12 protein-coding genes are annotated in these 17,094 nt (G+C 60.1%); all 12 read right to left on the bottom strand.

What is annotated here, in order from left to right; translation table 11 throughout:
* Complete coding sequence (locus MIC97_RS23355) at positions 1-1,002, bottom strand: ABC transporter permease (RefSeq protein ID WP_239802294.1); 1,002 nt, start codon at positions 1,000-1,002, stop codon at positions 1-3.
* Positions 999-2,522 carry a sugar ABC transporter ATP-binding protein gene (locus MIC97_RS23360; RefSeq protein WP_239802295.1) on the bottom strand — a complete coding sequence of 508 codons (1,524 nt, stop codon included), beginning with the start codon at positions 2,520-2,522 and terminating at the stop codon, positions 999-1,001. Before MIC97_RS23360 ends, MIC97_RS23355 begins: the two co-directional genes overlap by 4 nt.
* 60 nt (positions 2,523-2,582) lie before the next feature.
* Entirely contained in the window at positions 2,583-3,638 is a 1,056-nt protein-coding gene (locus MIC97_RS23365) for a sugar ABC transporter substrate-binding protein (RefSeq protein WP_239802296.1), read from the bottom strand.
* Positions 3,639-3,792: 154 nt separating this feature from the next.
* Complete coding sequence (locus MIC97_RS23370) at positions 3,793-4,869, bottom strand: alcohol dehydrogenase catalytic domain-containing protein (RefSeq protein ID WP_239802297.1); 1,077 nt, start codon at positions 4,867-4,869, stop codon at positions 3,793-3,795.
* 85 nt (positions 4,870-4,954) lie between these two features.
* Positions 4,955-6,547 carry an aldehyde dehydrogenase family protein gene (locus tag MIC97_RS23375; RefSeq protein ID WP_345773577.1) on the bottom strand — a complete coding sequence of 531 codons (1,593 nt, stop codon included), beginning with the start codon at positions 6,545-6,547 and terminating at the stop codon, positions 4,955-4,957.
* Positions 6,548-7,088: 541 nt separating this feature from the next.
* A complete protein-coding gene (locus MIC97_RS23380; protein WP_239802298.1) occupies positions 7,089-8,288 on the bottom strand; it encodes an aminotransferase class V-fold PLP-dependent enzyme in 1,200 nt (399 codons plus the stop codon).
* Between the two features lie 21 nt (positions 8,289-8,309).
* Positions 8,310-9,071: an amino acid ABC transporter ATP-binding protein gene (locus tag MIC97_RS23385; RefSeq protein WP_239802299.1), complete on the bottom strand. Its 762-nt coding sequence runs from the start codon at positions 9,069-9,071 to the stop codon at positions 8,310-8,312.
* A complete protein-coding gene (locus MIC97_RS23390; protein WP_239802300.1) occupies positions 9,068-10,174 on the bottom strand; it encodes an amino acid ABC transporter permease in 1,107 nt (368 codons plus the stop codon). The genes MIC97_RS23385 and MIC97_RS23390 overlap by 4 nt, the downstream gene beginning before the upstream one ends.
* Positions 10,175-10,177: 3 nt before the next feature.
* A complete protein-coding gene (locus MIC97_RS23395; protein ID WP_239802301.1) occupies positions 10,178-11,362 on the bottom strand; it encodes an ABC transporter permease subunit in 1,185 nt (394 codons plus the stop codon).
* A gap of 75 nt (positions 11,363-11,437) precedes the next feature.
* A complete protein-coding gene (locus MIC97_RS23400) occupies positions 11,438-12,466 on the bottom strand; it encodes an amino acid ABC transporter substrate-binding protein (protein WP_239802302.1) in 1,029 nt (342 codons plus the stop codon).
* A 35-nt stretch (positions 12,467-12,501) separates the two neighbouring features.
* Entirely contained in the window at positions 12,502-13,185 is a 684-nt protein-coding gene (locus MIC97_RS23405; protein ID WP_239802303.1) for a GntR family transcriptional regulator, read from the bottom strand.
* Positions 13,186-13,764: 579 nt separating this feature from the next.
* The gene (locus MIC97_RS23410) at positions 13,765-17,022 is read right to left on the bottom strand and encodes a TonB-dependent receptor (RefSeq protein ID WP_239802304.1); all 3,258 of its coding nucleotides are present in this window, start codon (positions 17,020-17,022) and stop codon (positions 13,765-13,767) included.
* Between the last annotated feature and the right edge of the window lie 72 nt (positions 17,023-17,094).

Below are 17,094 nucleotides of genomic sequence, written 5' to 3' on the forward strand. Positions count from 1 at the left end.
TCAGGCCTCCTGCCCTGGAGATGTCGGTGCGTTGCGACCAGACGTCAGCCGTCGCAGAAAATCTGAAATCCGGGGATCGAAAATCGAGATGGCGAGGATCAGGATCGCACTGATGATAGCGTCGCTGTAATAGTATGGCATTGCCATCAGCGTGCAGCCGTTCAGGATAATCGAGATAAGCAATGCACCGGCGAATGTGGCAGGGGCAGATGCCTTGCCGAACAAAGCCGCACCCAGAAACACGGCGGCGTAGGCCGGCATCATCAGACCGCTGCCGGCCGTCACGTCAGATCGTCCTGACTGTGCCGAAAGCATGACCGCTGCCCAGCATGCCAAAGCGCCGCACATCACAAAGGCAAAGGCGATCAGCGCACGTACCCGGACGCCCGAATAATGAGCCGCGACAGCGTTTTCGCCGACTGCATACAGCCCGCGACCATATCGTGTGGCGTGGATTACAATGCCCGCTGCAAGAAAAAGCAGAACCATCACGAAGACCGGGCCTGAGATTCCAATGATCTTGCGATCATTCACATCAAGGATGCCCGACAGCATGAAATTGTCGGAGAGGGTCATCCCGCCGCTGTAGAGAAAGGACAGTCCTGAAGCGACTGATCCGACGGCTATCGTTGTCACGATGTCAGGCAGATTGAAGTAACCGATGGCCAGTCCATTGATAAGCCCAAGGACTGTGCCTGCGCCTACACCAAGCAGGATGGCCAGCCAGAGAGGATAGCCCATCGAGATAAGTATTCCGAGCGTCATCGCACCGAACGAGGCTATACCCGGAAACGACAGATCAAAACGATTGACGACGATGACGAAGGTCAGCCCAAGCGCGGCAACACCCGATGCAGACATGTGTCTGAAGATGGCCTGCACATTGGTAAGGCTCAGGAAATTGGGGGCGGTAGCACTGAATATTGCTCCCACGACAATCACCATGAAGGCAAAAGCCGCAATCCTCAGCATCAGCGGATTTCGAAAGGTGAGCCGTTTCATGCCGCTTCACTCCCCATGATGCCTGCAGCCAGAAGTCTTTCGCGTGAGCCCGGTTCATTATCCGCCTCAAGGACAACGGAGCCGCGGTAAAGGGCAATCAGACGGTCGGCGAGGCCATGGACCTCGTCTCCATCAGAGGACATGACGATGACTGCGGCATCCTTTGCGAGTTCACGCATGACCGAATAAAGCCTAGCCTTCGCACCCACATCCACGCCGACAGTCGGTTCGGCAAAGATGTAGAGATCGGCCTGCGCGTACAGACCTTTCGCAATCACGATCTTCTGCTGATTGCCGCCACTGAATTCGCGCGCCCGCTTGGACAGGATAGGAGGGTGCAGAACCAGACGCTGCGCCAGTTGGGCGGCTATCTGGCGCGGGTGCCACCACCGCATGAGGCCGCCGGCATGAGACGCACGTCCGAGATTGGCCAGTACGGTATTGAAGACAACGTCGTTGCCCATCGCAAGTCCCTCGGTGCGACGGTCGCCGGGAACCAGGAAGATGCCTGCTTCAAGTGCCTCGGCTGGAAGCGCGAACTTCCGGTCCCTGCCCTTGAAGCTGATGCGCCCGGACGTGACCGGATGTGCTCCGAACAGTGCCTTGGACAATTCGTCGAGACCCGACCCTATGAGCCCGTAGATGCCGAGGATCTCGCCTCGCTTGGCCTGCAGGGAGATTTTGCGAAACACGCCGTCAGATGACAGGTCACGCACATCCAGAATTGTTTCTCCCGGAGGTTCCTGCGCCAGCGCCGGATAGAGATCGCCGGGGGCTTCACCAAGCAGATACTCCACCAGCGATGTCGCACTCGCGCGCGCCTCACCGGCGCTCATCGTCAGCACATTGCGACCACCCCGGAAAACGGTCAGCCGATCCGCAATCTCGAACACCTCTTCAAGGCGATGCGTGATGTAGATGATGGAAATGCCGCCGCTTTTGAGCGCGCGCATCAACTGGTACAGACTGGCTTTCTCGCGTTCGGTCAGGGTGGAGGTCGGCTCATCCAGGATCAGAATTCGCGTATGCTCGCCCGTCAGCGCCTGAAGTACGGCGACAATCTCGCGATCGACCGCTCCCATTTCGCTGACAGGTCGGTTTAGATCGATATCGATGGGGAAACGCTTCAACAGCACCTGAGCACGGTCACGCATCGAAGCCGAACGGATACGGCGGAAAAGCCCGCGACCGTGGCCGATGCTTTCGCTTCCGAAGAAGATGTTCTCTACGCCGGTGAGATCGTCAAGCAGTTCCGGATGTTGCTGGACAGCGGCAACTCCCTTGGACATCGCGTCTGCGGGAGAAAGAATATCAACCGGGGAACCAGCGATCTCGATCGTACCGCCGTCCCTCTGGTAAAGCCCTGAAATGATCTTCACCAGTGTCGACTTGCCGGCACCGTTGGTGCCGAGCAGCGCGTGGATCTCTCCCGGCTCGAGTTCGAATTCAACATTGTCCAGCGCCTTTACCGGACCAAAGCGTTTCTGGATGCCCTGCATCCGCAGTACGGGGGTGCTCACCTCATCCTCCTTTCCTGGCATCGGCGGCTACACGCGGCAGCCGCCGAAACGAGACTCCGGTCAGAGCGCGCGCGTCCAGCCAAGTTCCTGGGCACGACCCGGCTTGTCGAAGTCGTCGGGGATGTCGATATCCTTCAGCTGTTCAACTCCCACCGGATAAACCGGGCTGATCACGATGCGGGGCACCGGCTGACCAGCCAGGAACTGATGGGCGTAAAACACGTTCAGCCAGGACACCTCATAGAGCGACTGGCCCATGGTGAGCTTCAGCGAAGTGCCGGCCTTGATGTACTCGAATGCCTGCTTGCCGCCGTCTATGCCGGTGATGATGACCTGATCCTGCTTGCCGGCTGCGCGCACGGCGAGAGCACCCTCAACGGCCGCGCCGTCCCAGGCACACCAGATCGCATCAATATCGGGGTTTGCCGTGAGAATGTTGTCAACCGCCTGCCTGGGTGTGGAACCACCGTTGAATGCGAAGGCCCAGTCGGCCACATGCTCCAGATCTTTGTGGCGTGCCAGCGATGCGCGCATTCCGTGCGATCTCAGGTCCCAGGTCTCGTTTGCCGGAAGACGAACGGTTGCGACCTTGCCCTTCCCGCCCAGCTGGGCTGCGATGTAGTCCATCGTATATTCGCCCATGCCGAACTGATTGGACATGACCGTATTCGTGAAGGCAGGACCGATGCTTAGGCTGTCGCCAACGAAGACAGGGATGCCGGCATCGGTGGCGCGCTTGATGGCCGGGGTAATAGCCACGACATCCGCCGGCGTGATGAACAGGGCGTCGGGACGGTTGGCGATATGGGCATCGATCTGCTGGCTCTGCTTGTTTGGATCGAAGCCGGCATCGGAGATGGTCAGATCACCACCCATAGCTGCCACTGCATCTTTATAACCATTGAGCATATGCGTGCCGGAATCGAACGCGGTCCAGCCGAGAGCTGCGGCTAACTTCAGCGACTGAGGGTCTTTTCCGGCAGCCCGGGCCGGCGTTGAAAGTCCGCCAAGCGTCATCGAGCCCACTGTTGCCGTAGTGAATGCTGCGGCAGTCATGAAAGCCCGGCGGGAAAGGCCGGTTTCGGAAGTCTCACGGAAATTGTTTTCGTTCGTCATGCTGCTCTCCTCCTCCGATCCCTCTGATCGGTGACGTTGTTTTGATTCAGGCTTTTCGAACCACGGCCAGAGACAGCCCTCCTCCGGGCAATGCCTTGCCGTCCGGCCCGCCGGAGCGGGCCGGTCATCTGCAAGAAGCAGAGAGACGCCGGCGTCAGTTGAAGTCGGTGATGACCACGTAGCCGTCGGTGCGGAAATTATCCATGTCGTCCAGCACCCGTGCGACATCGGAAAGCCTGACCTGCTCCGACACCAGTCGCGTGGGGTTCAGCTTGCCGCGCGCCACCATGGCAAGCAGGTCGCGGTAGCCACCCTGCGGATTGCCGAGCGAGCCTCTGATTTCCCATTCGTTGACGACGATCAGATCAGTCGGTAATGCGACCATGCCCTGCTCTGCCTGAGAGGTCAGGCCGACCTGCGCCAACCGCCCGCCCTTACGAAGGCTCATAAGCGCACCGATCATCGTGTTGCGGATGCCGAGCGCATCAACGGCGAGGTCTGCACCGACACCACCGTCGGTGATCGCCTTGACCTTCTGGGCTGCTTCCTCGCCGGAGAGGCCTCTGGAATTCACAACGGCGTCCGCACCGAGATCCTTCATCTTGGCAAGTTTGCGGTCGTCCACATCGACCGCGATGACGCGGGCTCCAAGCACTGCTGCAATCTCGACCGCCGCCTGCCCGACACCTCCGCATCCGAAGACTGCAACCGTCTCCCCGCCTCGCACTGCGCCCTGACTTTGAACAGCGCGCCACGCCGTCATGAACCGGCAGCCAAGCGCGGCCGCAGCGAGTTCGTCAACGCCTTCGGGCAGTTCGATGCAGTTCATGTCGGCATTCGGAGCACGCATATATTCGGCCCAGCCACCCGACCCCGGCAATGAATGTGGAACCTGCTGGTAGTCACAGAGATTTTGTCGGCCCTTGCGGCAATAGGGGCAGGAACCACAAGCCAGATTGAACGGGATAGTAACCCGCATGCCTGTCTTGATGTTCTTGACATTCGAACCGACGGCCTCGACCACGCCGCCGATCTCGTGGCCAAGGGTTGCGAACAGCTTCTGATCGAACCAGGCCCAGTCGCCATTCCACAGATGCCAATCACTGCGGCAAATGCCTGAAGCCACTACCTTGATCAGGGCGTCATCAGGTCCGATCTCCGGAATGTCGACCTGTTCCACGCGTGCGATGGAGCGCACGCCGTCAAGGATCGAAGCTTTCATCTTTCCCATTACATCCTCCTGTCAATGGGGTGCACTTTTTCTGCGGGCCGCTGCGGCAGCGGCCCGTTGATGATCTCTGGTCGGCTATGTCGGGTTAGAGACGCATGGCCACAGATTTGACCTGCGTATAGAGATCGATCGCCTCGCGTCCCATCTCGCGGCCCCAGCCCGATTGCTTGAAACCGCCAAACGGCAGGGCAACATCGTTCGTCAGATGGGCGTTGACCCAGACTGTGCCTGCCTTGATCTTGCGCGCGAGCTTGTGGGCTATGCCCGCATCCCGGGTCCAGATCGACGCACCCAGCCCGAAGGGCGTGTTGTTGGCTTCGAGCGCGATAGCTTCCAACTGATCGTCATCGAAGGGCATGGCACACACCACCGGCCCGAAGATTTCTTCCCTCACGATCGACATTTGTGGATTGGTGTGGGCGAAAACGGTAGGCTTGATGAAGTAACCTTCCGTTCCCCAGCGTTCACCACCGGTCACGACCTCGGCGCCATCGCGCTTTCCTGCCTCCAGATAGCCGCTGACTTTGTCGAACTGCTCCTGCGAGATGACCGGGCCGATGTCCGTATCGGGCAGAAGACCTCGGCCGATTTTCAGCTTGGATGCCTCATCTGCGAGACCGGCCATCAACTTGTCGAATATGGACTTGTGAGCGTAGATGCGCGATCCGGCCGTGCAACACTGCCCCGAGTTGAAGAAGATGCCGGAAGCAGTTCCGCTGATCGTGTGGTCAAGGTCAGCATCTGGAAAGACGATCTGCGGTGACTTGCCTCCCAGTTCGACCGAAACCTTCTTGAGATTTCCGGCGGACCCTTTGACAATGAGCTTTCCTACTTCGGTAGATCCGGTGAACGCCACCTTGTCGACATCCGGATGATCGACAAGTGCGGCGCCGACGCGACCGTCGCCCGTTACGACGTTGAAGACACCATCCGGAAAACCCGCTTCCTGAATGATCTGGCCCAGACGGATTGCGGACAGAGGGGTCTGTTCGGCAGGCTTGAGAACCACCGTGCACCCGGCTGCGAAGGCCGGCGCAATCTTCCAGATCGCCATCAGGAGCGGGAAGTTCCACGGCACAATCTGCGCACATACGCCTACCGGCTCTCGAAGCGTGTACGCATGCCAGTCCCCCGGCACGGACATCGGTATTACATCGCCACCGATCTTGGTACACCAGCCGGCCATATAGCGCAGCAGATCGACACCGAAACCTACATCCACGGCGCGAGCCTGGCTCGCGGATTTGCCGTTGTCCACACTCTCGATCTGCGAAAGCTCATCGCCGTGCCTGTCGAGAAGGTCGGCCAGTCGCCAGATAATGACCGAGCGCTCGGTCGGCGTTATGCGGGTCCAGGGCCCGTGATCGAAGGCCTTGCGTGCAGCTGCTACCGCTAGGTCGACGTCCGCTTGCCCGGCCTCCGGAACGCTGGTGATTTTTTGCCCGTCGGCAGGGTCAAATACGTCGAAGGCTTTCCCCGACTGACTGTCGACCCATTTTCCGTCAATCAGCATCTGGTGCTTTCCCCGAAGGAATGCAGCAGCCTCCGCACCCAGCAGACCGGGCGCCACAGCGATATTCATGATCTTCCTCCCAAACTGCACCGGAGCAGTGAATTCGCACCCTCTCCAAGCGCGACCCAGGGAGTGAACAGTCCGGTTTCCTCCCGAGCTGCCCACTCCATAAATACAGGTCTACATATCAAAATAGGCAATGTCAATGATCTGTGATCTCAGATCACGACCCTATTATCCCGAGATTCTGCGGCTCAGTGCCGTCCCGCCTGGGTGAAGGAGGACAAAACTGCTGAAGAGGAACCGTCGCATCACACGGAGGGCCATCCCGGCTTTCATCGGCTCTCTGGCGATGCCGGCGGCTCTCCGATGTGGAAAGCATGATCAATCATGAAACGGCGTTCGCGGGAAGCGGGACGGCTGCCGCGCCCGATAGTCTGTGTTTTGACTTTAGTGGTCGACTACCCGACCTGCGAGATCGCCATCGAGAGCGGAAACGGTTTTTCCTGCGCTTACCTGAATGAGATTTTGAGCGTCCGAAGAAGCCGGGCCATCGTGCCCATCATCAAATCAGGACATATCAGTTTGCACCGGGATGCCATTCGGGGGGTGACATCTGTCTTGCAGGTACAAAAAACTTTGCTGGCAGCAGTCGCTGCCAGTTGGCAAGGGAAGAGCCGAATTGAACGGCTCCGGCCATGCCGTCTCACCTCACCGCTTCGCGGATCACCGCCAGTGTCCGGTCGATATCGTCCGTATTGTTGTAAGCATGAAGGCCGAAGCGGAGCTGGCCGCGTCTGATCGTATGCGCGACATTTGCGGCGACAAGGGCTTCCGAAATCGGTGTGATGACGGGATCCGACGAGAAGCCATGGCCCCCGGCATCGAGTTGGCCAAGCGTGAGAATATGCGACTGGCGCAGACCACTTCCGCTTGAAGCGCACGTCAGGCCTACCGCTGCAACGCCTTCGTGAAATCGGGTTGAGAGGTCGAGAACGTGACGTTCGATGTTGTTGATGCCGAGATCAAGCAGCAGTCCCAGCGATGCGTCGGCCGCATAAGCGCCCGCGAGATTGAAGCTTCCGACTTCGAAACGGCGCGCATCGGGCTGGAAATTCCAGTCCAGCCCGCCCATCGCCGAATGGTCGTCGGCCAGCGCCCGGATGCCGGCCCGTGACAGATAGGCCGGCCGCAGCCGGTCGATCCAGCGCGCATCCACATAGAGGAAACCGTAGCCGTAGAGGCCAAGCAGGCCCTTCGAGGTCGAGGTGGCGAAGGCACCGACACCAAGATCAATCAGGTCATGGGCAAAAATGCCGGCTGTCTGCACCCCGTCCACGAGGAGCATCGCGCCATGCTTCGCGCATGCTTCTCCGAGTTTCGCCAGATCGGTGCGCTGCCCGGGCGCAAAGGTGGCGGAAGCCGCCGTGAGAACGCGGGTGCGCGGGGTCATCGCCGAAATCAACGCATCCGCGTCCACGCCTCCATCGGCATGGGCCGGAACCAGCCGTACCTCAACGCCCCGCTCACGCAGCCGCAGCCATGGATAGATATTGTTGGGGTGCTCGGCGTCGCCGGTCAGGACGACATTGTCACCCTCCTTCCAGTCGAAGGCCCAGGCGATCGCGTTGACGCCGTCGGAAACATTGCGCACGGCGGCAACGGTGGCCGCCGGCACATTCATCAGCCGGGCAAATTTTTCGCGGGAAGAGGTGACCAGCACCTCATGCTCGGTGCGGATTGCCGTCGCATGCGCAAGGTGATCGAGGAAGCGGTCAACGGAGGCCCGCACCTGATCGTGCAGGATCATCTTGTCGCAAATCGACAAATAGGTCTTTTCACGAAGCACCGGAAAACCGGCACGGAAAGTAGAAAAGTCGATGGAGGTGGCCACCGCAGAGGTCATGAATTCGATCCTTGACATGAATTAATGCAGCACTTGGCTGAGGAAGCTGCGCGTGCGTTCGTTTTTGGGAGCTGTGAAGAATTCTTCCGGCGGCGCCGCCTCGACAATGCAGCCGGCATCCATGAACACGACGAGATCCGCCACCTTGCGGGCGAACCCCATTTCATGGGTGACGCACAGCATGGTCATGCCTTCCTGTGCGAGTTCGGTCATCACATCGAGCACCTCATGAACCATTTCCGGGTCGAGGGCCGATGTGGGTTCATCAAACAGCATCACTCTTGGCCTGAGTATGAGCGAGCGGGCGATTGCGACGCGCTGTTGCTGGCCACCGGATAGCTGACCGGGATATTTGAGCGCCTGATCGGGAATGCGAACCCGGCGCAGCAGCTCCATTGCTGCGGCTTCGGCTTCATCCTTGCGCACGCCCTGCGCAAGCGTCGGACCAAGCGTGAGATTGTCGAGCACCGTCAGATGCGGAAACAGGTTGAAATTCTGAAACACCATGCCCACCCGCCGGCGGATGGCGTTGACGCTGCGGAGATCGTCTGTGAGTTCGATTCCGTCGACGCTGATGCGCCCTTCCTGATGCTCTTCCAGACCATTAATGCAGCGGATGGCCGTCGATTTACCGGAGCCGGATGGGCCACAGATGACGATTTTCGCGCCTTGCGCGACCTGCATGCTGACATCGCGCAGCACGTGGAAGTCGCCATACCACTTATTGACGTTTTCAAGCGTGATGACAGGGGCATCAGCTACGGTTTTCGGGGATATGGTCATTTGTGGCCCGTGTTGGTGTCACGCTCCAGCCGCTGGCCATATTTCGACATGGCATAGCAAAGCACGAAGTAGAGCAGGAAAATGGACAGATAGGCTTCGATCGAGAACTGCACCCAGACGGGGTCCTGCAAAGCGGTCGAGGTCGCACGCAGAACATCGAACAGGCCGATGATGCCAATGAAGGTCGTGTTCTTGAACGCTCTGATGATCTCGTTGATCATGGACGGCAGAGCGATGCGGAGCGCTTGTGGCAGCACGATGCGCGTGGTCGCCTGAAACCAGTTCAGGCCAACGATCGCGGCCGCTTCATACTGGCCGCGCGGCACGGCTTGAAGGCCGCCACGGATGACTTCGGCAGCATAGGTGGCGAAGAACAGCGCCATCGCAATCTGCGCGCGAACGAACTTGTCAATCGAAACGCCGGCCGGCATGAACAGTGGCAGCATCAGCGACGCCATGAACAGAACGGTCACCAGCGGCAATCCGCGCACCAGTTCGACGACGCCGACGCAGAGCGCCCGGATGGCAGGCATTTCGGAACGTCTGCCAAGGGCAAGCAAAATGCCGCCGGGCACACCCGTGGCAACGGTGATGACGAACATCACAAGCGTCAGCGGCAGTCCGCCCCATTCATGCGTGCCCACGGGCCGCAGACCGAAAACGCCCCCCAGCAGAAGCACCAGAACCGCAGCCATGGCTGCAATCCAGGCGACCAGCAGCCACCATGACCACAAGCGTCGGATCGTGGATGCGACGCTCATCACCGCAACGAGGGCGATGACGAACATCCCCCTCCAATGCTCGTCATAAGGGAACGTGCCAAACAGCATAACCCGGTATTTTTCGCGCACCACAGCCCAGCAGGCACCGGCAGCGGCTTTGCACAGATCGGCATCCGTAGTGAACCAGACGGCGTCGATGAAGCCCCATCGCACGGCACGGGGCAGCACCATCAGCAGGAACCAGATCGAGGCCAGTGTCATGACGGTGTTGACGGGACCGTCGAAGAAATTCTGCACCAGCCAACGTTTCCAGCCGGTGCTTTCCGCAGGCGGCGGACGCTGCCTGTCGTTTCGGGTAAGGGCGAAGGAGGCTTCGGACATCGCTCAGCGCTCCCTGATCTGAACAAAGCGGTTGTAAAGGTTCATCAGCCCGGCAATCAGGAAGGAAATTCCCAGATAGATGGTCATCATGATGAACATGGCCTCAACTGCGTGGCCGCTGAGTGTGGCTATCGTGTTGTTGACGCTGAACAATTCGGGATAGCCGATGGCGACGCCCAGCGAACTGTTCTTCAGGATCGACACATATTGGGTCGCAGCCGGGGGCACCATCACCCGCAGCGCCTGCGGCAGGACCACCCGGCTGTAGATCTGGGCCGGGCGCAGACTTATCGTTCGCGCCGCCTCGATCTGTCCGCGTCCGACGGACTGAATGCCGGAGCGGACGACTTCGGCCAGAAAAGCGCCGATGTAGAGGGAAAGTCCCAAAAGCAGGGCAAGGAACTCCGGCGTTACGGACATGCCTCCAACAAAGTTGAAGCCCTTCAGCGTTGGAACTGACCAGTCGACGCCCAGCCATCCGGCAAGAATGGCCGGCGCGATCAGTGCGAGCGTCGAGGTTGTTGCGGTGAGCGCCGGAGGCAACTTTTTGCATATGCGCCGGATCAGCGCCGATAGCAGAAGACCCGCGATGAGAGACGCCAGAATGACAGCCGTGCCGCTCCATTGTGACGGCCACGGCATGACCAGTCCGCGGTTGCTGACAAAAACCGCGTCGCCCAGCGTCCAGGAATCCCGCGGCCGAGGCAGATTGGTGATGATGGTATACCAGAAGATCAGCTGCACCAGCTGCGGCGTGTTTCGAAAAAACTCGACATAGACAGTCGAAAGCTTGCGAAACAGAAGATTCCGCGACAGGCGTCCGATACCGAAGAACAGCCCCAGAACGGTCGCGACGGCAATGGATACGACGGAGATCTTCAGGGTGTTCAGAATAGCCACGCCATAGGCCCGCAAGAAGCTGTCTGACGGGCTGAAAGCAATCATGCTGTCGCCGATGTCGAATCCGGCAGGCATGGTGAGGAACCCATAGCCCGTCTGAATGCCCTGCCGGGCAAGTGCAGCTTGCGCATTGGCAAACAGATAAGCGCCGGCGGCGAGCACCAGGCCGATCACGAGAACCTGATAGAGGAGGGCGCGGCTGCGCTTGTTGTGCCAGAACCCGCGAAGGCTCAATGGCGCAGGCTTCGGCGGCTTGCGCGCTTCGGCAAGGCCTGATGTCATGGACATGTAAATGTACCCGATCTGCAGTTCAGCCTGCCGCCGCTCCAACAGGCAGGAGCAGCGTCAGGCCGCCGGTTGCAATCAGTTGAAAGGAGGAGCGTAGAGCAGTCCGCCCTGGTTCCACTGTGCGTTCAGCCCGCGCTCCAGCTTCAGAGGAGAGCCAGCGCCGAGGCTGCGCTCGAACATTTCGCCGTAATTGCCGACCTGCTTCACGATCTGGTAAACCCAGTCATTGCTGAGGCCGAGGGTCGCGCCAAGCTCCCCTTCCACGCCGAGCAGCCGGCGGATGTCGGCTTCGTCGGATTTCAGCATTTCATCGACATTGGACGAAGTCACGCCAAATTCCTCGGCGGCGACCAGGCCATAGATGGTCCAGTTGACGATATCGCGCCACTGCGCATCACCCTGACGCACCACCGGACCCATCGGGTCCTTGCCGAACACTTCCGGTAGGATCACATAGTCATCGGGGTTCGATGCTGCGGTGGCCCGTCCTGAACTCAGGCCCGAAGTCGACTGCACATGCACGTCGCAGCGCCCCGAGAAGAAGGCGTTGTTCAGTTCCTTGCGGTCTTCGATCACCACCGGCGTGTAGCTGATACCATTGGCACGAAACACATCGGAGACGACTTTTTCCGACGTCGAGCCGGGCTCGATGCACACGGTTGCGCCATCCAGATCCCTGACGGTGCTGACGCCCAGCTCCTTCGGCACCATGAAGCCCTGCCCGTCATAGAAAATGGGTGCCACGAAATCGAGCCCGAGGCTGGAATCGCGGGTCAGCGTCCAGCTCACATTGGCGGTCAGCACGTCCACTTCCGAGGTCTGAAGCGCGGTGAAGCGTGTCTGGCTGGAAACCTTCTGGAATTCGGCTTTGGATGCGTCGCCAAGGGTTGCAGCAGCGATCGCGCGGCAGATGTCGGCATCAATACCCTGCCACTGGCCGCGTGAATCGAGCCCGGAGAAACCGGGGCGCCCGCCGTTCGCACCACAAATCACCTTGTCGCGGTTGCGAACGGTCTCAAGTGTGCTTTGGGCGTGTGCCGGCGCCGCCGCACCCAACACAGTTCCCGCGCTGATGGCGATGGCGAAAATCGTCTTGTATCCCATTGTCCCTCCAGGGTTTTAGCTTTTTTAGTTGTTAGTCAGCGGATCGTTGAGACCACTTGTGGGTATCTGCTCCGCTTCAGGAGCAGATTGGTCCGGTGTTCGAGCCCGACGCGCAGGTGGTTGCACATCAGGTTGCGGGCTTCTTCCGGCTGGCGGCCGATAACCGCACTGATGATGTCGAGGTGCTCGCGTGCAGCCTCCAGAATCCTGTCGCTGCTGCTTTGCGGTGTCAGCACGAAGGGTCCGCCAAAACGGATGCGGAACGGACGATACATTTCCACCAGCCGGGCATTGCCGGACAAGCGCACGATGACGTAATGGCATTCGACGCCAACGGCGTGAATCTCCTCTGCGGAAACGCTGCCGGGCTGGCTGAGAGCCGCCGTCAGGAGATCGCGGATGGGGTGCAGTTCCTCGACCGGGCCGCGCTCGGCAGCAAGAAAAGCCGCCAGCCCTTCAATGGCGAAACGAATTTCGTAGAGATCCTGAAGGTCTGTCAGATCCAGAGCCTTCAGCACTGTTCCCCTGACAGGGTGGCTCTCCAGAACACCCTCGCGAACCAGATCCTTGATTGCCTCGCGGATCGGGGTGCGGCCAAAGCCGAGCCGCTCCGAGAGGCTGCGTTCGGACAGCGTTTCAGACTCATCGATCTCGCCACGGACGATGAGGTCCACAAGGCTGTGATAGGCCAGATCTTTGTTCAGGGGCTCTGTTGTCATATCAGTGGTATACCACTGGTGTGCATGAGCATGTCAAACGTTTTTTGTGTGCAGATCCCAGATCTGGAATCTTGCGTAGTGAACGGCAGGCATCGGTTCAGGTGTGGCGGGAGATGAAGCGGGTGCCTCCCTTGCGTGGGAAGCAGGCCGGCGGCGGACGCGCAAGCGCCAGCCGCGGTCACCTCTCCGGTTTCGCTTATGCGGGATGACAGAAACCGTCATCGGGTGCCTGCGGACACCCGGTATTCGGCTTATAACCACAAAAGCTACGGATGAGACTGGGTGCGCGCGACCAGACCTGTTGGCACAGGGCCGAAGATGCTCTGAGAAAAGCTCAGCGTTCTGGCGCCCGCATCGCAGACGGTATGCCCGTCCTGAACATCACGTCTCGCAAAAACAGAGCCGGTATGCCGGTGCAGGGCTCTGCCTGGCTCCTTGCGGCCAGTTTCCCAAAGGGCAAGGAGCTGGCCGCTGGTTCATGATGTGTACCGGTTCCCATGTCCTTATGGGAACTCCGTTTCCGGCACGACGTAATTTCAGCCGGAAACGGTTTGGTTCAACAAGGCAGTATAGGAAGGATCAGAACCTGTAGTTCACGCCGAGCCGAAGCTGGTCGATGCGCGGCTTGATCTTCCAGTTGTAGGACACACCATTGAGTTCAGGCGGATTAAAGCTGCCTTTCGAGAGGTTGGCAAAGCTGTACTCACCCTTGACGGTGATGTTCTTCGACAAGGCGTATTCCACGCCGCTGCCGGCCGTCCAGCCCGAGAACCGGCTCGTTTCGGAAGTGCCGGACCATACGAATTCCCCAGAGACACGCCGCCTCGTCGCATAGCTGCCGTCCACATCCGCAACCGCATAGCCGGCGGTACCGTAGATAAGGATGTCGCCGATTGCATAGCCCATGCGTCCATGCACGCCGGCCAGCCAGTTGGCACGCGCCTCGCCCCTCTGTGACGCCACGATCAGCATCTCCTTGTCTGCCTTGAGCCAGGAAAACTCACCACCGACGCCCAGAACGATGTTGTTGCCAAATTGATGATCGTATCCAACCTGCAAGCCGGCAGCCCGCAAGTTCGTTTCCTCAAAACGGTAGTTTTGCTCGGGGCCGCCATCCTGCGAAAAATCAGCCATCTGGAAACCGGACAGACCCGAAGCCGCATGCAAGCCCGCATAGGCGCCTGTCCAGTCGAAGGATGGCGGGGCATCGCCACGATTGCCGCCATTGAGCGTGGCGGCTGACAAATCCGCCGTCAGGCCGATGCGCACCGTGCGGCCCGGGGACGGCACGCGGGTCAGGCTCAGCGGCTCGACATAATAGACATCGGTCAGGTTCTCGACGGCCAGATTAAGGGTGGCATAGTCCGTCAGCTTGTAGGCGGCGGAAATGTCGACCAGCGTATAGGGCTTCCACGGAATCTGGGCGATGATGGCCGATCCGCCCTGTCCGGCTGCCTCTGCATCCGCCGCGCGCGGACCGACGCGCGTCACCCGCCCGCTCAGCATCAGCCGGTCTTCCAGCAGCTTCTGCGTCAGCGTGAGGTTGAGCGAATAGCGCGGCGGCACATAATTGGTGGCATAGTCGCCCGACAGCGACGAGTTCACGCATGCGGCCAATACCGGGCAATATTCCACATTGGTGTAATAGGAGCCGCCCAGCTCGGCGCTGAAGCCGCCCAGTTCGTAGCGCGCGGAAAGATCGACGCCGGAGAATTTCGCCCGGTCGATATTGCGGATGCGCATCTGGGAATAGCTGATGCGCGTACGGTTTATGTAGTCGTCAACGGTGCTGTCGAAATAGCCGAGCTTGAATCTGACGCTGTCGTCCGCGGCGAAGACCCCGTCCCTGCTGACATTCGTGCCCACTTCCCATGTCTTCGAGGTTTCTGGACGCAGATCGGGATCGACGATGGTCGCGAAGCCGCCGGCGGATTCCAGCATGGAAGGCAGGCGCGAGGCGTTCTTGTAGCTGCCGTAGATCTGCCAGCCCTCAACCGGCATGACGGTGACCGTGGCCGAATAGTCGAGCGCATCGTCCTTCTGCGCGGCATCGGTGTTGCCGGGCGCCTTGTTGCGGGACTGGTAGCGGTGATAGCGCAGGCCGCCATCCAGCCTGAGCCAGTCCAGCGCCTGCCAGCTCGCATTGGTAAAGGCGGAGGCTTCCCAGCGATCGCCTTCGCGTGGACGCACATTGCCGTTCAGTTCGATGGGCTTCGTATCCTCGTAGAGATAGGACAGGCCATATTGCAGCGACAGATCCCCCACCGCCGTATTGAAGCGCGAGGTGTTGGAAAGGTCCGAGCCCCTCATATGCGAGGACTTGGTGATGGTATCGGAAACGGCCTGAGTCTCCTCCGCAAGGGAGGTGCCCCAGACATTCCATTTAAGATCGATCAGGTCACTGTCGGGGTTCCAGTGATAACGGCTGGTATAGGTGTTGACCCGTACGTGGGAAGGCTTGCGCTGGTAGGTGGAATCGCGGTCGCTGGCGAGTTCGGTGGCGTATTGTTCGCCGAACGTGCTGTCATAGAGCGAGTAGCCCAGTTCCAGCGTGTGATCGTCGCCGAAGCGGAAAGTACCTTTCAGCAGGCCGGAATAGACGTCCTGAGACGTGTTGAGAACTTCCTCGCCGGGCAGATAGATCGAAAGACCCTTGCTGTACCAGTCGAGCGCGCAGTCGCGTCCCGTGGCATCGTCGCAATCCGCAGGCTTCGGGGCGGCGCTGCCATTTTTGCCAGCATGATAGTTGCCGGACAGACGGCGCGAAAAACCGCCGACGAGGTCGACATTCTCGCTGCGGCCGGCCAGAACCACACTTGCAGAACCGGATTTCAGATTGAAGGGGTTGGGCCGTTCGACATTCGTGTCCGGTAGCTTCCAGAGATAATCGGCCGTCTCCCGCTCACCCGAATTGGCTGCATGGCGCTTCGACTGCTCCGTCCAGGGCGAGGTGGTATTGCCGCTGCCTTCGAGCTTGATGCGGGCGCCGAAGCTTTCGCCCTCCGGAATGAGATCATCGGCGTTCAGGGTCCGCATGGAGACCATGCCGCCGATGGCGCCGGCACCCCCCGGTCCGTTGCTCGGCCCCTTCTCGATCGAGATGCCGCCGATGAAGTCGGGATCGATGAAGGTCGAATTGGCGATGCCCTGATAGCCGCGATACATGGAGGTCGCGTTCTGGGCGCCATCGACGGTGACCGGCACGCGTCCCTGCCCCTGCAGGCCGCGGATGTTGGCATCGATGCCGCCGCTGGCGCGGCTCTGGCCGGAATAGACGCCGGGCGCGCTCCTGAGAATGTCCGCCGGGCTCGTTCCGCGATAGCGCTCGATCTGCTCCGCGGAAATATAGGCGCCTGAATTCGAGGCCTCATAAGGGGCATCGGCGGGGTTGCCGCCCTTGCCTGTCACCTGAATGGTGCTGAGAACCGTTGCCCCGTCCGTTGGCACGGGGGACGAAGCGGCACTTCCGGGCCGCGCCAGCACATAGCTTCCGTTCCCGGCCCGCTGCAACTGATACCCGCTGCCCGAAAGAAGCTTCGTGAAACCCTGCTCGACCGTGTAGCTGCCGGAAAGCCCCGAACTGTTCAGACCGGACAGGGAGGCCGGATCATAGACGAGCTGGACGCCCGAGGCGGCCGCATAACGGGCCAGAACATCGCTCAGCCGGCCCGGCCCGATCGTATAGTCGCGCGCCTGCGCCATGGCTGGTCCGGCAAGCCCGGCACCAATCACCGCACCAAGCGCCAAGAGGCGCATTGAGTTCAGAAGAGTTGCCCTGCTGGTGGTGGAGGCAAGCGCGCGAAGCGTGAGGGATCGCGGGCGCTGGAATGTGTTCATGCTGCTTCGTCCTGATCGATAGGGAGGAAGGGCAGCGGGCTACGACAAACGTTGGCTGGGCACCCTTTGCCT

Origin of the sequence: Aquamicrobium sp. NLF2-7 (genome assembly GCF_022359935.1) — a bacterium.
Taxonomy (GTDB): Bacteria; Pseudomonadota; Alphaproteobacteria; order Rhizobiales; family Rhizobiaceae; genus Mesorhizobium; species Mesorhizobium lusatiense.